This is a genomic window from Methanorbis furvi, from assembly GCF_032714615.1.
GTDB lineage: Archaea > Halobacteriota > Methanomicrobia > Methanomicrobiales > Methanocorpusculaceae > Methanocorpusculum > Methanocorpusculum furvi.
The window spans coordinates 43,665-65,892 of sequence record NZ_JAWDKA010000004.1 but is presented as its reverse complement, the minus strand read 5'-3'; the positions used below and the strand labels follow the sequence as shown (position 1 = coordinate 65,892).

Below are 22,228 nucleotides of genomic sequence, written 5' to 3'. Positions count from 1 at the left end.
AATATTGTGATCATGATTTTCCTTCCTCCCGAATAATTATCAGTTCTGCCGTCATAGGAGAATAGCATATGAAAAAATATCTGCTGATCCTTGCCGTCGTGCTGCTTATTGCCGCCGCAGCATTTGGCGCAGGATGCATCCAGTATATTCCGGGGCAGACCGTAACGCCGACCCCGACTCCGTCCGAAACGATGACGGAGATTCCAACAGATGTTCCTACCCAAGTAACAGCTGTTCAGACCCAGACACCAAAACCCCAGATGACTCAGATGCCCATGCATCAGATTGACGGGTCCGGAACCATGCAGACCTGGCAGATATGGCTGGATCCCGGAGTCTCCATCATCACCGGCAAAAATTACGGCACCGGAAATTTTGTTGTCTGGCTTTGTGAGAACGGTCAGCATGTGGACATGCTGTTCAATGAACTCAACTCGTACGAAGGAAAGACCGCGTTTGAGATTGATGATGCCGGATACTACACGTTTGATGTGATCGCTTCGGGCACCTGGCAGCTCATAGTGGACGGGCCGTACGATGCGAGCATTGCGTCCTTCAATACGTATCGTTCGAACGGGATTATGTTCATTACCGGATCAAACTCCATGACCTCTGCACCGTTCACTCTGGAAAAAGGGGTCGCAGTGTTTAACGGCTACTATCAGGGAACAGATTCGATTTCGGCAACCCTGTATGTGAACGGGGTGTCGGCAGGAATGATTGACTCGGATTCACGAGGTCCTGCAAAAACGCAAGCTGTGTATCCGGTGCAGGTAGCAGGATCCTATACACTGAACGTAGACACGACCGGCAGCTGGGGCTTTGAGGTCACCCAGCCGCTTCCGGTGAATCCGATTCCGTTCTCCTCCATCTCCGGCAACGGCGATGAGGTGACGCAGTATTATGCCATCACCGGCGATCAGATGCTGACCATGTCAAACTCAGGCACCGTTCCTGCCGAGCTGATATTTTATCAGGCTGATGGAACGGTTGTCGGCGATGTGGTGATTCCTGCGGGCGCTACTGATTCCAAGTATCTGCTGAAAAATCCAAAGGCCGGCGGAACGGTTGTGTGTCTGGTATCGGTCAGTGCAAATGGTGCCTGGTCGGTTTCCGGAACACATTCGTAAAAATAAAAAAAATATTTTTTTGTAATTTATTTGAGCATGGCAACTGCATCAGCGACGGTTTTGTTCTCAACCGTGATTGCATAGATTGCGTTGCAGAACTTTACTGCTTCATCCAGTGTCTTCTGGTGAATGTTTCTTCCGGTTGCGTTACCTGCTGCACCGCCGACGTGAATCTGTTCATAGAGTTCCTTGAGGAACTTTTCTTCCGAGGTTGATGAGCCTCCGGCACAGACGAGCTTTGTTCTGCCTGCTGCCTTGACTGCTTCGCGGAGAAGTTCTGCAGAGTTTGTTCCTTCTTTTTTGGGTGCATTGACCTTGACAAAGTCGCTGCCAAGACATGCGGCAACACCTGCAGCTCCTGCGATTAAGTGTGCGTCTTTTTCGTCCTTGACTGCTTTGCCGCGTGGGTAAATCCAGAGGACGGTGACCATGCCGTACTGGTGGGCTGCGTTGATCAGCTGGGCTGCTTCTGCAAGCATGTCTGCTTCTTCTTCGCTGCCGAGGTAGATGGTGTAGCCGATTCCTGCGATTTTTACGCCGCGGTCTGCAATGTCTGCGATCTGATCAACAGTCCAGAGCTGCGGGCTGACCGGATCTTTTTGGGAGACGCCGACAAGGTGGGTCTTTGAGTTCATCTTCACCAGATACGGGACGTTTGGATAATCCATTGCGTAGCGGCTGATGAGTCCAAGCTGTGCGGCAAGCACACCGATCTTTGCCTTTGATGCGATGCGGAAGAGATGTTCCGGATCTGCGTCGTCTGCGGGGATTCCGTCGCCGCAGAAGTCATCGTTTAAGTGTTCGATCTTTTGATCGCCGGCAAACAGCATGAGCCGGCCGGATCCTGCGGTGATCATATTGTAGTTTGCAATATACTGGTCCCGCATACATTCGGGGACGTCCAGAGGAACCTTCACATCAGTCATTATCGTATATGTTGGCTTCTGAGATTGTTAAGGTTGCGAGTCGGAATTTCCGATTTCTAATGTGGGGCTTTTCCTGCCGCGAACGCGGCAGGGGAAAGCCCCACAGAAATCGAAAATTCCGACGCACTCGGCGCTTCGCGCCTCGGGGTCCACAGTGGTATTGAAAAATGTAATTTTATTTATTATAGGAGTTACGCGGTGTGATGTCAAGGAAAACTTATCCGTTTTTTTTTTCTGAAAAATGTTGATCGGGTTAGTGGTGAGTGGGAACTACGAGAAAAAAAAACCGCCACGGATTCACACAGATGTTTAATTTGCCAATCGCTGTTATCTTGCGTTCGGTCGGGACTCCGGCTAATGTCCACGAGGTCTATGACCTCGTGAGACGTCTCACGTGCGTAGCACGTGGACAATCGCCTCCGTCCTTTTCGCCCTCACTGGATAACAGCTGGCAAATTTTTTTCGGTTTTTTGTTGAAGTGGCGAGTGTGATTTTTTCTTACTTCACTCACGCCCACTCTTCCGAAAATACAATCTCTGTGAATCTGCAATTGATTTTTTTTTCAAATAAAGCCACATGTACCACTCAACAAAAAACCGAAAAAATTTGCCAGTCATTATCCAGTGAGGTCGAAAAGGACGGAGGCGATTAGCCGGAGTCCCGACCGAACGCAAGATAATGACGATTGGCAAATTTGGAATCCGTGTGAATCCGTGGCGGTTTTTTTCTCGCGAGGCAACACTTCATTACTCAACAGTACACCGCGTAACTCCTATTATAAAAAAAAATCGCCATTGGCGATTTTTTATTCCGCGATGCGGTGAGCAGGCCGCAGGCATGCTATTCGCGCTATTCGCGCTATTCGCGTTTAGAATTTTTTACCGTAGCTTGTATGCTGCTGCCATCCGGGATTCATCGTGAATCTTCCCGGAGCATACTCAACTGCATAACGGATTGCTCCATCCACAAAGAGCTTCGCCTCCGCACATGCCTCCCTGACCGGATAGCCGAGGGCGATATGGGATGCAATGGCTGATGCAAAACAGCAGCCCGAACCGTGAACATCCTCAAGCGGATACACATTGCCGTGGAGAAGCACTGTTCCGTTTTTATCCGCAAACACATCCGTTGCCTTGCGGAAATCTGCATGCCCTCCCTTGATGACAACAGACTTTGCCCCGAGATCCAGGAACCAGCTTGCTGCCTCCTCCATCGATGCGGCATCGACAATATCGATACCTGAGAGAACCTTTGCCTCCGGCAGATTCGGCGTAACCACACTCGCACGGGGAATCAGCGACTCGACAAGTTCACGTTCTCCTCCTTCATCCAGCAGCCGGTACTCGCGGGTCGCAAGAAGGACCGGATCAATAACAAGCTCCCGATCCTCCGGCAGAGATCTCGCAACAGCACGAACCGTCTCCGCATTCTTCAGCATCCCTGTCTTGTAGCAGCCGATCGGAAAATCCTCCTCAAGAGCTGCTATCTGTTGTCCGATAAACTCAGGCTCAACAGACGCTGTGCTTGTCACATGGTTTGCATTCTGCGCGGTAAGAGCAGCAACGACTGTCATTCCCCAAACACCGCATGCCGTCATCGTCTTCAGATCAACCTGCAGTCCGGCACCTGCTGACGGGTCAGAACCGGCAACGGATACAGCAAACGCCACTCCCTTGAGCGGATCCCCGGCAGACTTTTGCGGATTTTTTTCCGGTGTATCCGGCATATATCTCATACTGATATCCTTTGTATGCTGGAACATAAGAGTTCTCGCATCCTTCCAATTGACTATCTTTATAGGCTGTTATCTCGCAAGTATCATATGGATGTTGAAGGATATGTCCGCCGCAGTCTGCATAAGGGGATCTCTGAAGAAGAGGTTCTGAAACTGCTGCAGGAACGCATTCTTGAAATAAAAAATATCGATGCAGATTACGCTGCCGAGTTTGCCAGTGCGGTCATCGACGAAGTGAAGATAACCGAAGGGCTGACCGGCGATCTGTTTTCCTATGAACACGCCGGCGTGACCATGGGAGAGTTCGGTGTCGGTTCACGTGGGTCCGGGGATTTTTACGCTCATAGAAAAATTGCCGAGGTGATCGGCAAGACTTCGGCTGATGTTGGCGTGGACCAGATGGATGACGGCGGCGTTGTCCGGGCGAATGGGACGTATGTTATCACAACGGTTGACGGCATGCACTCGCGGCTGTCTGACTTTCCGTTCCTTGCCGGATTTCATGCAACCCGTGCGACGCTTCGCGATGTGTATGTGATGGGAGCAAGGCCGGTAGGCCTCATCTCCGATGTTCACATCGCTGATGACGGCGATGTGGCGAAATTATTTGACTACACGGCAGGAATCACTACGGTAGCGGATGCCCTGAATGTCCCTCTGATTGCGGGGTCCACACTTCGCATTGGCGGGGATATGGTGATAGGTGACCGGATGACCGGCTGTGTGGGTGTGGTAGGGGTAGCCGATCACGTGACTGCCAGAAAGTCGACAGCTCCCGGAGACGTGCTGCTGATGACGACCGGCTCGGGCGGCGGGACGATTGCGACCGCGGCGATTTACTCAGGCAATGCTGAGGTTGTGGAGGAGACGATCAATCTGCATTTCCTCAAAGCCTGCGATGCTCTGATCAGATCGCCGGTGTTTTCCCGGATTCATGCGATGACCGATGTGACCAACGGCGGTCTTCGCGGCGATGTGTTTGAGATGGCAGAGACGGCGAGCTGTACGGTTGTTGTGGATGATGCTCCGCTTCGCGGTCTTGTCGCCCCGAAGGTTCTGGCTCTTCTTGACAAGCTCGGCATCGATTATCTTGGCGTGAGTCTGGATGCTCTGTTAGTTGTGGCGCCGCCAGAGTATGCGGATGAAATTATTGCAACCGTTGGAAAGGCAGGTGTTCGGATGGAAAGAATAGGATTTGTCCGCGAGGGACCCGGTGTGTCTCGCCTCATCAGAAACGGTGTTGAAGGAGAGTTTCTGCCAAAGTTCCGCGAGGCTCCCTACACTCCGCTGAAAAAAGTTGTCGACCGGTCAGGCCGCGACTTTGAGGAGATGAAGAAAGGTATTGATCGGGCGGCTGTTGCAGCACGGGAAAAGAAGGACCGCGTCCTTGCCAAACTTCAGTAATTTTTTTTGAAAATATTTTTTTGTTTAGTCGCCCACGGAAAAACGGAAAACACGGAAATATCACAGAAAAACATCACAGAGCAGACGTGAACATCACAGAAATTAATTATTTTCATGTTCCGTGATGTTCACGTCTGCTCCGTGATGTTTTTTCCGTGATATTTCCGTGTTTTCCGTTTTTCCGTGGGAGGCAGAACGTAATATTCAAAAAAGTAATATGAAAAAAACTCTACAGTTTTTTCACCGGAATCTGAACCTCGGTCTCCCACTCATCAGGATTTTCTCTGTCCCAGACACCGTGAATGTACTGTTCTCTTGGCGGGGCCGCAAGTTCATAACCATGTTCGTCAGCCCAGGCAAAGGCGAACGCATATGCATCGCCAAGACTTGAATAATCTCCCTTGTGCAGAACACAAACAGCAGGAACCGCCTCCAGCTCTCTGAATCGGATGGTTTCGGTTTCTTTTCCTACCGCCTCCACCGCCTGACCGTACTCGATCATGATCTCCTTCTCCGGCAGCACATCGCAGGGTTCCAGATAAGCGGTATAGCCGTACTCATTACAGCGGAGATCCGGATTTACCTTCCGGCATTCCTCGGCTGACCCGAGAACAAACTCAGGAATTTCCTCAAAGGATCTGATCATCCCTTGTTTATAGTAGATCGTACAGCAGGGGAGATCCTTTACTTCTGCAGTATAATTCATGTAAATACCTCAGTATATTTTTTCAGCACCAGGACGAAAAAGTCGTCTGGCGTGTTGTTCCAAGTGACAGATACGGCAGTGCCCGTTTCATCACCACACCACAGCCCCGAAGGGCTGATGTGTTTCTGACACTCTGCACTTTTCTTGTCTGTACAATCGCCTCAGCGCTGACCGCACCGATACCGGGCACCCGAAGCAGCTCGGACTTCTCTGCCGTGTCCGGATTGAGAAGAGGGAGATTTTGTGCGAGAAGAACTTTCGGATCGGTGTTCAACAGCATCCCCTCCTCATCAAATGCGGGAGTCAGCTCCCCGCGGCTGTAGCCATACAGCCGGAGAAGAGCATCCATCTGATACCAGCGGTTTGCCCGCCACACCGGCGTATTCTCATGCTTTTCCAGGGGTGTATTGGAAATTGCATAAAATGCCGAGTAGTAAACCCTTGCAGGATGATACTTTTCATAGGACGTCGCAACAGTGTCGAAGATATCCTTGTCACTCTCTCCCGCAGCTCCCACCACAAACTGGGTTGAGTGGCGGTCCGGCATAATCTCCGCAAGCCACTGATGGCGGGTAAGGAGATCAGATCGATAATTTTTCACCGTTGCAATCTCTGCGAGATAGGAGGAGTTCGGCGCTTCCAGATTGATGCTTAAGCGAGTTGCATACTTTGCAAGTTCGGCAATGTCGGTGCGGGACGCTCCCGGAAGAACCTTCAGATGCAGATACCCGCGATACCCGGCGGAACGAATCAGGCGTGCAGTCTCGGTCAGCTTTTCCATACCAAGATCCACATCGCCCCGGGGAATTCCGGTACTGAGCAAAAGACCGCCGACGCGTCCTTGTCGATGCAGAGTAAGATATCCGTGGGCAAGTTCTTTTGGAGTAAAGCTGACGCCGGTTTTTTTACCACAGACGCCGCAGTAGGCACAGTCAAACGAACAGGTTCCCTCAAGCAGAATCCGCATGATTTTGCAGCATTTGCTGGACCCCTCATTGCGACCGGTCTGGTCGAAGAAGGTTGAACTTGTCGCCCGTTCGATTTTCTGCATCAGCTCCGACATTACACATTATGATCGGCATGAGGGGATTTAAACCCAGGACCGCGCGTACTGAAAGTGCTCTTTTGGAAGTGATAAGCAGTGCTTCATGAACTCCCTTCTGAAAAAATTTGACAGACCGAAACAATACCGAAATGCATCATTCTAAAATTTCAGCCCACGGAAAAACGGAGCACACGGAAACTTTACCGAAAAAAAAACATCACGGAGTAGACGTGAACAACACGGAATTCGAAAATAATTCATTTCTGTGATGTTCACGTCTGCTCCGTGATATTTTTATTTCTGTGTTTTCCGCTTTTCCGTGGGAGGCAGGAATTAATGGGCAATACCTACACAACCCGAATGTTTATCCATTCCCACGCTGATAACTCAACTATGCCCAGCAAAGCAGAGATACGGGAACACCTCAGATCCGTTCGCGATGCTTTGACGCTTGAAGAACGCCGCGAAAAGAGCTACTACATCACCGAGCATCTCAGAAAATTCCTCAAGCCCTATAAAACAGTCTTCGCTTATGTCTCCAAAGAACCTGAGGTCGAATCGCTTGTCATCATCAACTGCCTTCTTGACGAAGGAAAAACTGTTATCGTTCCGATCATTCAGACAGAAACACGAACACTCCGCCTCTCCTACCTTACCTCAGTCGCAGACCTTGAACCGGGAACTTTTCAGGTGCCTGAACCCCTCTCCGCAGAAATTCCGGCAGACATCGACAAAATCGAGATCGCCCTCCTGCCCCTGATCAGTTTTGACCGCTCCGGCAACCGCATCGGATACGGTGCAGGATACTATGACAGATTCTTCGACGCATATCCTGACATCCCCCGCATCGGTCTCGCCTATGCCTGTCAGGAAGCTGACCGGATTCCGGCAGAACCCTACGACCGGAAAATGGACTGGATTGTCACCGAAAACGGAATTATCACCTGCAATCCCGCGCGCCCGAAACGTTCGCGTAATGTGGTTCTATAAATCTCTTTTTACTGCCTCAATGTCTTTGCCCGCACGAATACTTTAAATATGACTTAACGCTTACGCATAGTAAGCAATAACATGCAGGTGACAATTTCATGACTGACAAAATTACTCTTCCATTCATTGTACAGGAGGCAGACAGCAGCGACGTTGGACGCGGATACGCAAGAATCAACAACGACGTCATGGCAAAACTCGGCGTTGACTCCGGCGACTTTGTAAAAATCACCGGCAAGAGAACCGGCGTCGCCAAAGTCATGCGTTCTTCAGTGAGCGGCTCTGGCACTATTGCCATTGACGGTGACACCCGTCGTGCGGCAGGAGCAGGTATTGGCGACACCGTCATGGTGGAAAAGACCGCACCGCAGACCGCCGCCAAAATCACCATCCAGCCCGCAGCCCAGAGCATCAAACTTGACAGCCGCCAGCTGGAACAGTTCATCCAAGGCCAGTACGCCGGAAAACCGATCGCCAAAGGTCAGATAATCTCCATCCCGCTCGCAACCCAGCAGACGAGAGAAGACCCGTTCCTCTCAGGATGGGGAGGATTCTCCAGCTACAGCACCGAATACTATGCATTCGTCATCTCTGACGTCTCTCCGGGCGACATCGCAATCATTGGATCCGAAACCGCAGTCCATTACAAAGACTCGGTCTACAAAGGCGAAGATGCCCCGAAAGGAAAATCCGCAGGCAACATCCATTACGAAGACATCGGCGGACTTGGTCGTGAACTCTCCCAGGTTCGCGAGATGATCGAGTATCCGCTCAGACACCCCGAAGTCTTTGAAAAGCTCGGCATCGAACCGCCAAAAGGCGTCCTCCTCTACGGTCCACCCGGAACCGGCAAGACATTGATCGCCCGGGCAGTCGCCAACGAAGCAGGTGCCTACTTTGACACGATTTCAGGTCCTGAAATCGTGTCAAAATATTACGGAGACTCCGAAGAAAAACTCCGTGACATCTTCCAGAAAGCAGAAGAGAACTCTCCAGCAATCATCTTCATCGACGAGATCGACTCCATCGCACCCAAACGTGAGGAGTCCAAAGGCGAGATGGAACGGCGTGTCGTCGCCCAGCTGTTGTCTTTGATGGACGGCTTAAAGAGCCGCGGCAAAGTCATCGTGATTGCCGCAACCAACCTGCCGGACTCAATCGATCCGGCTCTCCGTCGCGGCGGAAGATTCGACCGCGAGATTGAGATCGGCGTGCCTGACAAAGAAGGAAGAAAAGAGATTCTTCAGATCCATTCAAGAAACGTTCCGCTCGCAGAGAACGTTGACCTGATCAAGTACGCGAACACCACTCACGGATTTGTGGGAGCGGATCTCGCACTCGTCGTCAAAGAGGCCGCAATGCATGCATTACGCCGCGAGTTCCCTGGCATGAATCCTGACGAGACCATCTCCAAGGAGAAGCTCGAAGGTCTGAAGGTCACCGCCGAAGACTTTGAGTCCGCGTTGAAAATGGTCCAGCCTTCCGCAATGCGTGAGGTGCTTGTCGAAGTGCCGGACATTCACTGGTCTGATGTCGGCGGGCTTGACGGTGTCAAGGAAGAGCTCCAGCAGGCGGTCGAGTGGCCGCTGAAGTATGCGGACGTCTACAAACAGTTTGCCACCAAATCCCCGAAGGGATTCCTGATGTTCGGACCGCCCGGCACCGGTAAGACGCTGCTGGCAAAAGCTGTCGCGAACGAGTCCGAGTGCAACTTCATTGCGGTGAAAGGTCCTGAGCTGATGTCGAAATGGGTTGGCGAGTCCGAGAAGGGCGTACGGGAGATCTTCCGCAAGGCCAGACTTGCGTCGCCGTCGATCATCTTCTTTGATGAGATCGACTCGATCGTTCCCAAACGAGGGAGCTACGAGGGTTCGTCCCATGTAACCGAAAGTGTAGTCAGTCAGTTCCTGACTGAGCTTGACGGACTTGAGGAGCTGAAGAACGTGGTCGTGATCGGTGCGACCAACCGTCCGGATATGATCGATCCGGCGCTGCTCCGTCCCGGAAGGCTTGAGCAGCACATTTTTGTGCCGCCGCCGGATGAGGAAGGGAGAAAGCAGATTCTTGAGGTCTACCTCAAGGGTGTGAAGGAGATGCTTGCCGAGGATCTGAATGTGGACGATCTGGTTGCCGCAACCGACGGGTTTGTCGGAGCAGACATTGAGGCTCTGGTTCGCGAGGCAAAGATGGTTGCCATCCGCGAGTTCGTGAAGGCGATGGCAGGCAGAGAGGCACAGGAGATCTCGCTTGCGGTCGGCAGTGTGAGGATCTATAAACGCCACTTTGACGAGGCGCTGAAACGCGTGCGTCCGTCGCTGGATAAGGAAGGACGCAGGAATGCGGAACGCGACTCCTGGCCGTACCGGTTCAATGAGGAGGAGCGTGCGACGCTTGACAAGGCGTTAACTGCGCTGAAGATGGCCGAGTACAAGGCTGATGATGAGGATGCGGCTGTAAAGGAGCAGACTGCAAAGCTGGACAAGCTGCTGATGAGTCATCAGAAAGACTTTAGCGCAATCAAAGAGATACTTAAGAAGATGGAAAACTGAAGCTGGTGGGGGTCACCCCCCAGCCCCGGTTTTCGGATGTGAAAGAGAATGCCAGAGTCACCGGATGATGCCTACAAAGATCTGATGGATATTATCCATCAGATTATCACTGCTCATGTTTCGGGCGATGGCGAGGAGAAGCTCCCGCCGATCATGGGAGTGAAGTTTGTGTTGAACGGGGGCACGATTCATCTTGCCCCGATCAATCCTCAGCCAAAGACGATTCCTATCGAGGTGTTTGAGGATGAAGGGACGGTTATTATTCAGACCGAGCTGCCGCATGCCTGTCCGGATGATTTCTTCATCGCGTATCAGGATGGAAAACTGCAGCTGAATGCAGGCGAGCGGCGGGAGTACTCGGCGGTGATTCCGGTGCCGCCAATCGATCCGGCGCTGACCGAGACGCATCTGCATAATGGTGTGCTTGAGATCGTCTGTTTCAAGAAAATTCTTCCGAAGATGGAAGAGTAATCATTCCACTTTTTTTTCGTTGATAAGATACAGATCAGGATTATTTTTTGCGAGTTCTTTGAGCCGCTGATCAAAACCGGTGACTGAAAAGAGTCCGTAGACTATTTCATATCCGGCAAGCTCCTGTGTCCGGCATTTCTTTTGTAGATCTGCATAGACACTCATGTCAACGACTTTTTCGCCGGAATAAAATTTGCATTCTCCGGCGAACAATTTTTTTTCTGAACGGTTCACTGCCGCAACATCGATCTCAATATCTCCTTTTCCCCAGAAGGAACCGACACGTGCGGGCTCGAAGGAAATTTTTTTGCTGGCACATAAATCCCAGAAAAATTCTCGACAGACATCTTCATAGACGAAACTTGCGAACCGGTCGATGAAATGCGGTTTGATGCGTTCGAGAACGACATCGGTTTTTCCAATCTCCAGTTCGCTTTTGTTTGGGGAAACGAACAGAAACCAGAACCTGAGGAAGCTGTCCTGAATGTGATACCTGCCTTTCTTGCTGTGTTCGGGTGTCTGTTCTGTTACCGGAACGCGGCGTTCGATGAGGTGGAGGTCGATTAAGGTGGTGAGGTAAGGAACAAGCGTGGTTGTTTTCATCTCAAGAGCTGCGGCGAGTTCGGAAAGCCGGGTTTTTCCTGCGGCGATGGCTTTGAGTATGGAGAAGTAGGTGATCGAGGTGTCCACCTCTTTTTCGAGGAGGAAGAGCGGCTCTTCGTAGAGGTAGCCGTTTTTGTTGAGGATGTGGCGGCTGATGTTTTCGAAGAGGTCTGCATCGTTGTCGAAGAACTCCAGATATTTGGGAACGCCGCCGGTTATAGCGTAGAGAGTGACGAGTTCGCTGAACGGTTTGTCGGTATAGTATGCGGCGAGTTCGGTGAAGGTGAGTGGTTGCAGGCGTATCTGTGCTGTCCTTCTTCCGTAAAGCGGGCTTTCGTATGAGAGAGCATGGGTTTTCATCATGCTGATGTACGATCCGCAGAGGATAACCATGATATTGTGGCGTGAGAGTGTTTCGTCCCAGATTTTTTGAAGGATCGAGGGAAATGCCGGGTTGATTTCGGTGAGGTACTGGAACTCGTCGATGATGAGAATTTTTTTCTCGCCCGGGTTGTGTTCGGCAAAGAGGGAGAGCAGTGCTGTCCAGTCGGTGATCGGAGTCGCACGCAGGTAGTCTTTGTTTGTGAATGCGGCAAGCTGCTGCTGGAAGTTCTGCATGTTCTGCGGCTCTCGCTCTTCGGTTGCAAGGTAGTAGAGAGCGGATTTGTTTTTGATAAACTCGGTGATGAGGGTTGTTTTTCCAACACGTCTCCGACCGTAAATTACAACGAAACCTGCGTTTCTCTGGTAGTTTTCCTCAAGCGCTGCGAGTTCCTGTGTTCTGCCAATGAAGTTCATATCTTTTGAAAATGATTATTTGAATTATCATTATTTAGATTATCATTATTTGAATAATAATGTTTGGCTGTGGTGCTTTCTCACTGACGTCAGACGTCAGATATCAGATGTCAGATATCACCTATGTTTTTGAAAAAAAAGATCATCCCCGAAAAAATTCCCTTGCCAAAAATCGAGACAAAGTGATTCTATTTATATACTCAATGTCATAACTATACCACAAGAGGAGATATTCTCTCTCACTCATCTTCGATGAAGAGAGGAGATGCAAAAATTTTCCAGTTATATCTTTTCATAAAACCGATGTGATATCTGACATCTGAAGTCTGACATCTGACGTCAGCAAGAATTCAGTTGATGACCTATTTCGTCACTGCCATCACAGAATCCGAAACCAATTCATTTCCGTGTTGTTCACGTCTGCTCCGTGATGTTTTTTTTCCGTGAAGCTCCGTGTTTTCAGATTTTCCGTGGGCGGAGCAACGAACAATACCGAACAGTGTTTGCCAAAAAATAAATTTACGAACAAAGCCACCGCCAAAAAAAAATTTCCGAGAATGCCTATCAGCACTCTTCAGAACTGGGGAACTTTCCGCAGCATCTTATCAATCGCACGGGCCGCATCCTTTGCCGTACCCATCGCAAGAATCACCGTTGCAGCTCCTGTTGCAACATCTCCTCCGGCGTAAACCGTTGGAATCGAAGTCTGGCCAAGACAGTTCACCGCAACACTTCCATTCTGGTTGCGTGCAAGATCCGGCAGCATCCGCAGCAGCAGCGGATTTGGTCCCTGACCGATAGCCTCGACCACCACATCCGCCTCCACCACAAAGTTGCTTCCCTCAATCGGTTCAAACGAACTACGACCGTCATCTCCCGGACTACCGAGTTCCATCCTGATCGCCTCAACGCCTTTGACCGATCGGTTCTCGCCTTCCACGAACCGGACAGGATTCGTGCAGCACATAAACTCCACGCCCTCCTCCTTCGCATGGCGGACCTCATCCAGTCTCGCCGGCATATCAGCTTCTCCGCGGCGGTACATCAGCGTCACTGCCGCTCCCATCCTTCGGGCAACACGGGCTGCGTCCATAGCAACATTTCCGCCGCCAATCACCACAACCCGCTTCCCGAACTTCACCGGCGTATCATTTGCCGGGAAACTTGCAGCACCCATCAGATTCACCCGTGTCAGGAACTCGTTCGCCGAATAGACGCCGCAGAGATTTTCTCCCGGGAGGTTCATGAAGTACGGCAGCCCGGCTCCTGTTCCAAGGAAAACCGCATCGTAGCCGAGCAGCTCCTCAACAGGAACACTCCGGCCGACAACATGATTCGTCTTGATCTCAGCACCAAGCTTCTTCACCTGATCAATCTCGGCCTGCACGATATCCTTTGGCAGACGAAACGCCGGAATACCATACATCAAAACTCCGCCGGCCTCATGCAGCGCCTCAAACAAAGTCACCGAGTGGCCGAACCGTGCAAGCTCCGCGGCTGCTGAAAGACCGGCCGGTCCTGAACCCACAACCGCAACACGCTTGCCGGTCGGTGGAAGGCGGACCGGTGTTTCAATACCATTCGCCCGCTCCCAGTCGGCGACGAACCGCTCGAGGTGGCCGATCGAAATCGGCGTATCCTTATTGCCGAGCACACACTCGCCCTGACACTGGGTTTCCTGCGGACACACGCGTCCGCAGATGGCAGGCAGCATATTGTCCTTCTTGATGATTCTGGCAGCCTCGCGGAATTCACCCATCTCGCATGCACGAATAAATGCCGGAATGTCAATTCCCACCGGACATCCGCCCACACACTTCGGCTTTTTACACTGAATACACCGGGCGGCTTCTGCTATAACCTCGGCCTCCGTGAATCCGAGATCCACTTCGGCGAAGTCTGCTACGCGAAGATTTGCATCTCTGTCCATTTACGCCACCTTCCTGCATCTGCACTCGTGATGTGCTTCGCGGTACTCGACCGACTGCTTCTCCTCAGGAACATACATCCGCTGACGTGCCAGAAGATCGTCCCAGTCAACCTGATGGGCATCAAACTCAGGGCCGTCAACACAGGCAAACTTCATCTTGCCGCCAACGGTAACCCGGCAAGATCCACACATTCCTGTGCCGTCCACCATAACCGGATTCAGCGAAACATAGGTCTTGATGCCGAACGGTTTGGTAACGCCGCTTGTTACCTTCATCATCATGCCGGGGCCGATAATCCAGACCTTGTCGATTTTTCTTCCGTTTTCGCATAGGGTCTGAAGAGGGCCGCTTGCAAATCCTTTGATGCCATACGATCCGTCATCGGTTGTGACGAACAGTTCGTCGCAGATTGCCCGCATCTCATCCTCAAGAATTAACAGACTCTTGTTTCTTGCACCGATAATGCCGATGACATGGTTGCCGGCATCTTTTGCTGCCTGGGCAATAATCGGCGTACAGGCAACGCCAACGCCGCCGCCAACAACGACTACGGTCTCAGGACCTTGTGCAATATCGCTTGGCATGCCAAGGGGACCTACCACGTCACGCAGGCAGTCGCCCGCAGAAAGGGATGCAAGCAGTTTTGTTGTCGTGCCAACTGCCATGAACGAGAGACGGATTAAGTCGCCGTCGGTTCCTGAGATTGTCAGGGGCACGCGTTCGCCTGCTTTGTCGGGGTGAATGATACAAAACTGTCCTGCCTGTGCATTGCGTGCAACCTGCGGTGCACGAATCCACATTTCAAAAACCGCCTCGGACAAGGGGTGTGCTTTCACTATCTCGTACAAATTTGTTCACTCCGCTACTGGCTTGAGAATATACGGGTACTTATTGGTTCTTGGACAACTTTAATTCTGTGACTGATTCTGAGTCTCTCTTGTCCATGGGTTTTTGGGTGTTCTGGCTTCTGAATCTCTGAGTCGCCCACGGAAAAACAGAACACACGGAATTACACTGAAAAAAAACATCACGGAGCAGACGTGAACATCACAGAATTTGAAAACAATTTTTTCGTAGTGGGAGTATTTGATACGAGGTATCAGAAATATTTCCGTGATGTTCACGTCTGCTCCGTGATATTTTTTCCGTGAAATTTCCGTGTACTCCGTTTTTCCGTGGGCGGAGCAATACATAAAAACGCGAAACCGCAAGAGAAAAGAAATTAGCTCTCAGCCTTCACCGAGATACTATTGTATAGGAATGGACATTCGTAGTAACCTGCAACTGCAGGATGAGGTTATATCCGAATAGTGGCTGGTTTATCAACTGTTAGCGAATCCAGGTCAATGGTATCCTCCTTGTAGTCCCGTGAAGGGAATTTGTTCACTTGATCATACATGGCATGGAGTGTAAAACTCCATACTATACTTGACGCTTAGGTCGCCAAATATCTCTCCCAAAACTGTTTCGGAAGTTTCGGATGTTCCGAAATTATCCCTCTGCCAAACCTTTTAGACCTGTTGGCTCGCACATATTCAGTACTTTGAATCGTCCCCATCCTGATACTTCTGCAGGGCTCGAACTTGATCCTGACTTTACGCAAGAAGAGCATGCGGAGTTTGAACAACTTGAACTGGACCATCCTTACATCGAGCAGCATGAGGAAAAAGTACGGACTCCTCCTCTTCCTGAAGATGCCAGAGACGGAAAGCATGACATTCTTTTTCTTCTCATCTTCATCATCCTTGCTGCCGTGTTTCTTTGTGCGGTCATCTTCGGTGGTGGACTTCGTTGAACGCACACCAGCTTTTCTTTCAGGCAGTCGAAAACAATGACTACACTGAGTGGAACAGCTGGTACACAAAATATCTTCGCGAGTCTGATGAGGGAATCATGATCCTGCTTGGTCAGGACTTTACCGGTGCAGATCTTTCCGGCGCATGCCTCAGAAACTTTGATCTGACTGCGGCAGTTTTTGCGGGGGCCTCTCTTGCGGGAGCTGATCTTTGCGGTACTTCACTTGATGAAGCGAACTTTTCCGGCGCAGATCTTTCTTCCGCAGATATGTCAGGAGTTTTTGCGGCGTTTGCGGTTTTCCATGAAGCAGATCTCTCTCTGGCAAATCTGTCGGGCGGCGACTTTACCGGAGCAGATTTTACCTCCGCAAACCTTCGCCGCTGTTATGCCCAGCGTGCGGTTTTTGCGGATGCGGATTTTCGTAATGCTGATCTCTCTGGTATGTATGCGAGGCTTGCCGAATGCGAGGGCGCGGACTTTTCCGGTGCTGATCGTTTCGGCGCTGTCTTTTCTTGAAAAATAGTAATCCTTAAATGAGTAGACATAGACATTAATTACGCAAACGATGGGGGTCGTGGCCTAGTCCGGAATGGCGATGGGCTCCAGCGGTCTTAGCGTATGATGAACTATCGGGTCTACTGATTGATAGATGATGACCCGTTGGAGCACTGATGCAAAATTTGTTCTCCACATGTTCGCTTGTCGGAGAGACCCGTCGATCGTGAGTTCAAATCTCACCGACCCCACGTTTTGAAAAAACTCTTTTGAAAAAAAATGTTTTCGATTCAAAATATTTTCTGAAAAAAATTTCTGCTGAAAATAACTTAGATAGAAATTACGCGGTAACGAATATTTCGAAACGCGAATAAAAAAAATATTATAGCTTCTGGAATGTCATCGCCGTATAGCCGCCCACCTCATCATTTGCCCTGCTCATTTCCGTGAAACCAAGATACTTCATCCGCTCGGAAAACGTATCAGGAGTATTTTTCCCTACCGTATACACAGCAGAAATAATCGTTGAAACATTATTTTTCAGGAACTCCGGCTCTCGTTGTCCAACATCATGTTCGTATCCAACAATATTCATGATAAGGGTGATGTTATTTGAGAACCTTGCATCGGATGCCAGCTGCTGAACTGTCGTTGTGGGAACAGTCACCGTCTCCACAAAGATCGAGTTGTCCGTAATCCGGTTTTTGACAATATTGGAACCTACCGCGAAGGTTACATTCTGCGAACCATACGCAACCGCTTTTGGCACAATCGTAAACCCTGCCATGTTGGCATCTCTGGTCTGGCTCAGAGATGGTTGCAGATACGGGTTCGGCTCTACCGAGATCTGGTTTACCGGCAGTATCAGACGATCATTCACGTACGTTGACAGAACACCAACTCCTGCACCCAGCTCAATCACCGGATTTTCTATCGGCATATATTTGTCAACAGCAGCAACAAGTTCCGCATCATATGCATTCGGACTCAGCAGGAGACTCCAGATAAACTCCGCGTCCACATAGTCAGGGTCCATAAATATGAGATTTTCCCGGACCATGGCCTGATTGGGCGTCGGGTTTGCCACGCCGATGCATCCTGCACTCATACAGAATGCGACACAGAGGAGGACAAGCACTGCGGTGAGTCTGACAGTTCTGTCAGAACATCCCATAATCTTCATAGCTATCTCTTTTGCGTTTTTTGGTATTAGTAGTATTGTTAGCGCTGCATGAGTATTCCGAACCGTTCACAGAAATGAACTCCTCTCTGATTGAAAAAAAAAGTTATTCGAGATAACCGGAGATCTCTCCAAGTATTTCATCCATGAGCTGCTTTGCTTCCACAGGATCTTTGGACTCGGTATAGACGCGAACGAGTGGTTCGGTTCCTGACGGACGAATCAATGCCCATGCGCCGCCGCGGGTAATGCGGATGCCGTCGCGTGAGTCAATCGGACAGTTTGCGAAGTATTTTTTCATGTGTTCAGTTATCTCTGCGGCACGTTTGGTTTTTCTTTTCTCCTGATACATCGTGAAGACCGGCAGCTCTGTGATGAGTGATGAGAGCGGCTGTTTTCGTTCGGCAACAAGGTCAAGCATCGTTGCCGCAGTCATTGCGCCATCACGACAGAACTGATGGTTCGGATAGATGATACCGCCGTTTCCTTCGCCGCCGATGATGACCGGCTGTCCCTCTTCGATGAGTGCACGCATGGTACGCGCTGCGTAAATGCTGCCGACAACCGTATAGCTGGTACTACAGCCGCAGGTTTTTGCGACTGCTTCGACGACGCCTGAGGTGCTGACCGGAGTGACGACAACGCCCCCTGGATTTTTTCGGCAGAAGTAGGAGGCAACAAGACCGAACGTGATGTTTCCGTCCATGAAGACGCCGTGTTCATCAACGAAGATGGCGCGATCCGCGTCTCCGTCATGGGAGACGCCAAACGCGGCTCCTGTTTTGACCACAAGTTCTGAGAGTTCCTTGAGTCCTTCGGCGGTTGGTTCGGGCAGCCGTCCCGGAAAGTTTCCGTCGAAGGGTTCGTTGATGACGTGAACGGTGCAGCCGAGTCTTCGGAGAATTTCCGGAGTGGTTGCGCCTGCCGGTCCGTTTCCGGGATCAACAGCAATGGTGATGCCTCGTCCGCAGTCTTTGGGGAACTGGGAGACAATTGCACTAATATAGAGTTCACGTGCGTCAGGTTCGACCGAGAGTGAGCCGAGTTTATTCCAGGGCGCGGCAACGAACTGTTTGTGAATCATGGTCTGTTCAAGCTGGATGGTTCGCTCGTCGCCCATCTCGGTGCCGTCAGCTTCGACGATTTTGATGCCGTTGTACTCGGGCGGGTTGTGGGAGGCTGTTATCATGACGCCTCCGTCGAGGTGGTGGTCGAGGACGAGGTACTGGAGGCAAGGCGTTGGGACGATGTCAAAGTCGATGACATTGCAGCCGCAGGTGAGAAGGCCTGCCCGAACTGCTGCGGCGAGTGCAGGTCCTGAGGTGCGGGTGTCACGGCCGAGGCCGACGGTTTTTCCGGGGCCAAGCATGGTGCCAAACGCTTCTGCGATTTCGAGTGCGAGCGTCGGGGTCATGTCGATTCCGGTTACGCCGCGGACGCCGTTAGTGCCGAAGTACTGTTTTTCGAGTTTTGCGAGTGCCATACCAATTTCCTTGGATTAGTATTGGCGGGTGTGTAGATTATACGTGTCGAAAAGAGAGTGGGTTATTCTTCATCGTCGTCGTCATCATCATCGTCTTCGTCTTCGTCGACGGTTGATCCTTTGCGGCTGTTGAGGAGGACGTTTGCAGACTCACCGAGTTTTCGCATGATCTCGGTGATTTTGTCTTCGATGTCGAGTTCGTCGTCGATGGAGAGTGAGGTTCCTTCGATCTCGAGCAGGAATCTGGCGATCTCGCTGGATTCAAAGAGGATGTCGTCGAGTTCGTCGAGGGTGAAGAATCCGCACATGGCTCCATAGAAGAAGGTTGCTCCGGATTTTCGTACCTTTCGTTTGAATGCGTTTCTTGCCTGGTTGACTGCCTGCGGGCTGTAGGGTTCCTCCATGAAGGGGACGAGTTCGGGGAGGTGCTGGCCGATGAAGGTCATTTCTGCGCCGTAGGGTGTTTTGAAGTCTGAGCAGAGGCGGGCGATTGCCCATTCGCGTGCGGTGATGTAGGTGCGTTTGCGAAGGAATACGTTGACTTTGCGGTAGGTGGCTCCGTCAACTTTTTTGAATTTCTGATATTTGTTGATCTCTTCTGTCCGGTCTTCTTCATCAGGGATAGTCGGGTACGGGTCAGAGTCCATTGTGAGTGTATTGGGAGTTGATTGGTATTGAGGGTTTGGGAGTTATTTTTGTGCGAAAATGTTGTATAGCATCATGTGGTTTATTTCATGTGCGGGTGAGGTTGGTCTGGTGGATGATGTTTTTTGTTTTTGGTTTCTTTGGAATATTTTAGGAGGTGATATGGGATGCTGTGGAAAAGATTTAGTCCGTTTTTTTTCTGAAAAAAGTAAGTGGGTCAGTGGTGAGTTGGCATGATGAGAAAAAGAAACCGCAAATCCACGCAAATCTCGCTCGCTGATGCTCGCTCCGCAAATCGCGTTTGCTATTTCGTCGCTCTCATCCCGCCGGATTCCGGCGGGCTCGTTGCTATCGCAACCGCTCCGGCAAACGCTGGACGGCGCCTGTCGGGCGCCGCCTATTGTTTATCGATAATATTCATGGTGTATAACTGCGTGAAATGTCATTGAGTTGAAAACTTTCAGATTGTCCCACACTTCAGATGCGATCCATTCAACCCATGGCGGCGCCCGACAGGCGCCGTCCAGCATTTGCAGTCGCGTCACCGATTAGGTGCTCCACCCGCCCAGCTCTGGGCGGGAAGGAGAGCGACGGTTCGCAAATGCGATTTGCGGAGCCCGAAGGGCGAGAGCGGCAAGCCCTTTGGGCTCGCTTAGCTGAGCACGTCTGCGCCGTGCCGCATTTGCGTGGATTTGCGGTTTCTTTTTCTCATCATGCCAACTCACCACTAACCCATTTACATTTTTCAGAAAAATAACGGACTAAATCTTTTTGTGAGAGTCCAGCAGGCCGCGAAGTGGCATGCGATTCGTGTAATTCGTGTTTACTTCACACAACCGCATGTACCTGAATCACACCGCGTAACTTCTATCTCATTTCGGCATATCAGATCTTCATTCTACCACCTGCCCTCAATCGCAGTATCTCTCAGAAAAAATTATGACGAAATAGTTTCACGGCTCTGATGATTTTCGCCGCACCCAATTACCCAACAGCAATTTTCTCTCTCAAGATTTTTTTATCTTCAACATCACAATATCCGTCATCGAAGAAACCTATACGAATTTTTCCCCGGCACCCGAAAAATCCAGCCTTCATAAACGGCATTCAAGCCCACTTCACTCTCCTGCCAAGGTGATTCATCATATCTGATCACGTCAGCCTCAAAACCCTGTTTTTTCATCTCAGCAGGATCTCATCAGAATATTTTCCGGGCACTGAAATCACCTCGGAAACGAAAATCCAAAAACCCAATAAAAACGACCAATTCTTCATTTAACGTCCAATTTGTCGTCGTTTCAAACCCTCAAAAACCCCTGAAATATTGCGCATAATGTCTATTATGCGCAAACATTATCTGCATACAGACCAAATACCTGATTGAGTGCATCATGGCCCCGCCAAAACGAACCTTCAGCATCTGGATACCTCGTTACCTCAGCAGCATCGAAACCAAAAACTACTCTGAGAATACCATAGAAGCCTACGGTCGCGTCCTCAAACTCTTCGCCCGTTACAAAACCTACCTCCTCGACCATGACGGAGAAATCCCGGAAAACCTCGCCGCACTTTTGAACAGCGGCATGGGTGCTGACATCGACGCTGACGCCTACGAAATCAGCGACTTTTTCACCATCATCCGCAACGAACGCCACCTCAGCCCGGCAAGCCTGCACCAGTACGACTCAGCCCTCAGCTCCTTCTACCGTCACTTAATCTCCCAGAACATCGTTGACGCAAACCCCATGGATCGCGTCGAACGGCCCAAAATCAAAGACCGCGAACTCAAATATCTCCGGCATAAAGAAGTCATGACCTTCATCGCCTCCCTTGAAAATCCCCGCGACGCACTCTTAATCAGAACCATCTACGCAACCGGCATGCGTGTCTCCGAACTTTGCGGCCTTCGTGCCGAACACATCAACTTCGACGAACAGACCATCCGCGTCAGAGGTAAGGGCGGCAAAATCAGAATCGTCTTCTGCGACCCTGACACCCTTGCAATGATCAGAGAACATCTGGGCGAAAGAATCGAAGGCCCGGTATTTCTCGGCAACCGCGGGGCTGCAATCTCTCCCCGCACCGTTCAGCACATCTTCAACCTCTACGCTCCCGCAGGCATAACGCCGCACAAAATCCGGCACAGTTACGCCAGCGAACTCTACAAACGATCTCATAACCTCCGTGTCGTTCAGGAAAACCTCGGCCACAACTCCATTCAGACCACCGAAATATACATCCACACCGACCTTGACGAACGCAGAAAAGCATACCAGAACTACTTCCCACTCGCCTCGGGTGGAGAGTAACCCTCCACTTTTTCAATCGAAGTACTTCGCA

General features: G+C 50.7%; 19 protein-coding genes and 1 tRNA gene. 10 read left to right on the top strand and 10 right to left on the bottom strand.

The window, feature by feature from the left end:
* Positions 1-68: 68 nt before the first annotated feature.
* A complete protein-coding gene (locus tag McpAg1_RS04250; protein WP_338094051.1) occupies positions 69-1,130 on the top strand; it encodes a hypothetical protein in 1,062 nt (353 codons plus the stop codon).
* Between the two features lie 26 nt (positions 1,131-1,156).
* Here McpAg1_RS04250 and McpAg1_RS04245 read toward each other — a convergent pair whose 3' ends face one another.
* Both McpAg1_RS04245 and thiD read right to left on the bottom strand, forming a co-directional pair.
* The gene (locus tag McpAg1_RS04245) at positions 1,157-2,056 is read right to left on the bottom strand and encodes a beta/alpha barrel domain-containing protein (protein ID WP_338094050.1); all 900 of its coding nucleotides are present in this window, start codon (positions 2,054-2,056) and stop codon (positions 1,157-1,159) included.
* Between the two features lie 868 nt (positions 2,057-2,924).
* Positions 2,925-3,791 carry a bifunctional hydroxymethylpyrimidine kinase/phosphomethylpyrimidine kinase gene (gene thiD, locus McpAg1_RS04240; RefSeq protein WP_338094049.1) on the bottom strand — a complete coding sequence of 289 codons (867 nt, stop codon included), beginning with the start codon at positions 3,789-3,791 and terminating at the stop codon, positions 2,925-2,927.
* Positions 3,792-3,878: 87 nt separating this feature from the next.
* Between thiD and McpAg1_RS04235 the strand changes: the two genes are divergently transcribed.
* Positions 3,879-5,195: an AIR synthase-related protein gene (locus McpAg1_RS04235; RefSeq protein WP_338094048.1), complete on the top strand. Its 1,317-nt coding sequence runs from the start codon at positions 3,879-3,881 to the stop codon at positions 5,193-5,195.
* Positions 5,196-5,424: 229 nt separating this feature from the next.
* Here the strand turns inward: McpAg1_RS04235 and McpAg1_RS04230 are convergent, their stop codons facing one another.
* A complete protein-coding gene (locus McpAg1_RS04230) occupies positions 5,425-5,901 on the bottom strand; it encodes a GyrI-like domain-containing protein (RefSeq protein WP_338094047.1) in 477 nt (158 codons plus the stop codon).
* Between the two features lie 22 nt (positions 5,902-5,923).
* Complete coding sequence (locus McpAg1_RS04225) at positions 5,924-6,964, bottom strand: radical SAM protein (protein WP_338094046.1); 1,041 nt, start codon at positions 6,962-6,964, stop codon at positions 5,924-5,926.
* A gap of 375 nt (positions 6,965-7,339) precedes the next feature.
* Between McpAg1_RS04225 and McpAg1_RS04220 the strand changes: the two genes are divergently transcribed.
* The 3 genes from McpAg1_RS04220 to McpAg1_RS04210 all read left to right on the top strand — a co-directional run bounded on the left by McpAg1_RS04220 (position 7,340) and on the right by McpAg1_RS04210 (position 10,956).
* Positions 7,340-7,936, top strand: coding sequence for a 5-formyltetrahydrofolate cyclo-ligase (locus McpAg1_RS04220; protein WP_338094045.1), 597 nt, complete (start codon positions 7,340-7,342; stop codon positions 7,934-7,936).
* A 98-nt stretch (positions 7,937-8,034) separates the two neighbouring features.
* Positions 8,035-10,485: a CDC48 family AAA ATPase gene (locus McpAg1_RS04215; protein WP_338094044.1), complete on the top strand. Its 2,451-nt coding sequence runs from the start codon at positions 8,035-8,037 to the stop codon at positions 10,483-10,485.
* Positions 10,486-10,533: 48 nt separating this feature from the next.
* On the top strand, positions 10,534-10,956 hold the full coding sequence (locus tag McpAg1_RS04210; RefSeq protein WP_338094043.1) for an Hsp20/alpha crystallin family protein: 423 nt from the start codon (positions 10,534-10,536) through the stop codon (positions 10,954-10,956).
* Here McpAg1_RS04210 and McpAg1_RS04205 read toward each other — a convergent pair whose 3' ends face one another.
* From McpAg1_RS04205 to McpAg1_RS04195, 3 genes are all read right to left on the bottom strand, one after another.
* Complete coding sequence (locus McpAg1_RS04205; protein ID WP_338094042.1) at positions 10,957-12,357, bottom strand: ATP-binding protein; 1,401 nt, start codon at positions 12,355-12,357, stop codon at positions 10,957-10,959.
* A 574-nt stretch (positions 12,358-12,931) separates the two neighbouring features.
* The gene (gene gltA, locus McpAg1_RS04200) at positions 12,932-14,287 is read right to left on the bottom strand and encodes an NADPH-dependent glutamate synthase (RefSeq protein ID WP_338094041.1); all 1,356 of its coding nucleotides are present in this window, start codon (positions 14,285-14,287) and stop codon (positions 12,932-12,934) included.
* Entirely contained in the window at positions 14,288-15,088 is an 801-nt protein-coding gene (locus McpAg1_RS04195; protein ID WP_338094040.1) for a sulfide/dihydroorotate dehydrogenase-like FAD/NAD-binding protein, read from the bottom strand.
* 743 nt (positions 15,089-15,831) lie between these two features.
* On the opposite strand from McpAg1_RS04195, the gene McpAg1_RS04190 reads away from it, so the two are divergent.
* The 3 genes from McpAg1_RS04190 (at position 15,832) to McpAg1_RS04180 (ending at position 16,831) form a co-directional block, all read left to right on the top strand.
* Positions 15,832-16,083 (top strand): hypothetical protein, encoded by a 252-nt coding sequence (locus McpAg1_RS04190; RefSeq protein WP_338094039.1) that lies wholly within the window; start codon positions 15,832-15,834, stop codon positions 16,081-16,083.
* On the top strand, positions 16,080-16,601 hold the full coding sequence (locus McpAg1_RS04185) for a pentapeptide repeat-containing protein (RefSeq protein WP_338094038.1): 522 nt from the start codon (positions 16,080-16,082) through the stop codon (positions 16,599-16,601). Before McpAg1_RS04190 ends, McpAg1_RS04185 begins: the two co-directional genes overlap by 4 nt.
* 52 nt (positions 16,602-16,653) lie before the next feature.
* Positions 16,654-16,831: transfer RNA gene (locus McpAg1_RS04180), tRNA-Trp, on the top strand.
* 131 nt (positions 16,832-16,962) lie between these two features.
* Here the strand turns inward: McpAg1_RS04180 and McpAg1_RS04175 are convergent.
* The 3 genes from McpAg1_RS04175 to McpAg1_RS04165 all read right to left on the bottom strand — a co-directional run bounded on the left by McpAg1_RS04175 (position 16,963) and on the right by McpAg1_RS04165 (position 19,890).
* Entirely contained in the window at positions 16,963-17,763 is an 801-nt protein-coding gene (locus McpAg1_RS04175; protein ID WP_338094037.1) for a hypothetical protein, read from the bottom strand.
* 103 nt (positions 17,764-17,866) lie between these two features.
* Positions 17,867-19,243 (bottom strand): phosphoglucosamine mutase, encoded by a 1,377-nt coding sequence (gene glmM / locus McpAg1_RS04170; RefSeq protein WP_338094036.1) that lies wholly within the window; start codon positions 19,241-19,243, stop codon positions 17,867-17,869.
* Between the two features lie 62 nt (positions 19,244-19,305).
* Positions 19,306-19,890, bottom strand: a complete 585-nt coding sequence (locus McpAg1_RS04165; RefSeq protein ID WP_338094035.1) for a DUF5806 family protein — start codon at positions 19,888-19,890, stop codon at positions 19,306-19,308.
* 58 nt (positions 19,891-19,948) lie between these two features.
* Between McpAg1_RS04165 and McpAg1_RS04160 the strand changes: the two genes are divergently transcribed.
* Both McpAg1_RS04160 and xerA read left to right on the top strand, forming a co-directional pair.
* Complete coding sequence (locus tag McpAg1_RS04160) at positions 19,949-20,125, top strand: hypothetical protein (RefSeq protein ID WP_338094034.1); 177 nt, start codon at positions 19,949-19,951, stop codon at positions 20,123-20,125.
* A 1,154-nt stretch (positions 20,126-21,279) separates the two neighbouring features.
* Entirely contained in the window at positions 21,280-22,197 is a 918-nt protein-coding gene (gene xerA / locus McpAg1_RS04155) for a site-specific tyrosine recombinase/integron integrase (protein WP_338094033.1), read from the top strand.
* Positions 22,198-22,228: the final 31 nt, after the last annotated feature.

Coding starts and splice junctions, on each gene's coding strand:
- McpAg1_RS04250 (WP_338094051.1), top strand. CDS start 69: ATGAAAAAATATCTGCTGATCCTTGCCGTCGTGCTGCTTATTGCCGCC.
- McpAg1_RS04245 (WP_338094050.1), bottom strand. CDS start 2,056: ATGACTGATGTGAAGGTTCCTCTGGACGTCCCCGAATGTATGCGGGAC.
- thiD (WP_338094049.1), bottom strand. CDS start 3,791: ATGAGATATATGCCGGATACACCGGAAAAAAATCCGCAAAAGTCTGCC.
- McpAg1_RS04235 (WP_338094048.1), top strand. CDS start 3,879: ATGGATGTTGAAGGATATGTCCGCCGCAGTCTGCATAAGGGGATCTCT.
- McpAg1_RS04230 (WP_338094047.1), bottom strand. CDS start 5,901: ATGAATTATACTGCAGAAGTAAAGGATCTCCCCTGCTGTACGATCTAC.
- McpAg1_RS04225 (WP_338094046.1), bottom strand. CDS start 6,964: ATGTCGGAGCTGATGCAGAAAATCGAACGGGCGACAAGTTCAACCTTC.
- McpAg1_RS04220 (WP_338094045.1), top strand. CDS start 7,340: ATGCCCAGCAAAGCAGAGATACGGGAACACCTCAGATCCGTTCGCGAT.
- McpAg1_RS04215 (WP_338094044.1), top strand. CDS start 8,035: ATGACTGACAAAATTACTCTTCCATTCATTGTACAGGAGGCAGACAGC.
- McpAg1_RS04210 (WP_338094043.1), top strand. CDS start 10,534: ATGCCAGAGTCACCGGATGATGCCTACAAAGATCTGATGGATATTATC.
- McpAg1_RS04205 (WP_338094042.1), bottom strand. CDS start 12,357: ATGAACTTCATTGGCAGAACACAGGAACTCGCAGCGCTTGAGGAAAAC.
- gltA (WP_338094041.1), bottom strand. CDS start 14,287: ATGGACAGAGATGCAAATCTTCGCGTAGCAGACTTCGCCGAAGTGGAT.
- McpAg1_RS04195 (WP_338094040.1), bottom strand. CDS start 15,088: ATGTGGATTCGTGCACCGCAGGTTGCACGCAATGCACAGGCAGGACAG.
- McpAg1_RS04175 (WP_338094037.1), bottom strand. CDS start 17,763: ATGAAGATTATGGGATGTTCTGACAGAACTGTCAGACTCACCGCAGTG.
- glmM (WP_338094036.1), bottom strand. CDS start 19,243: ATGGCACTCGCAAAACTCGAAAAACAGTACTTCGGCACTAACGGCGTC.
- McpAg1_RS04165 (WP_338094035.1), bottom strand. CDS start 19,890: ATGGACTCTGACCCGTACCCGACTATCCCTGATGAAGAAGACCGGACA.
- McpAg1_RS04160 (WP_338094034.1), top strand. CDS start 19,949: ATGTTGTATAGCATCATGTGGTTTATTTCATGTGCGGGTGAGGTTGGT.
- xerA (WP_338094033.1), top strand. CDS start 21,280: ATGGCCCCGCCAAAACGAACCTTCAGCATCTGGATACCTCGTTACCTC.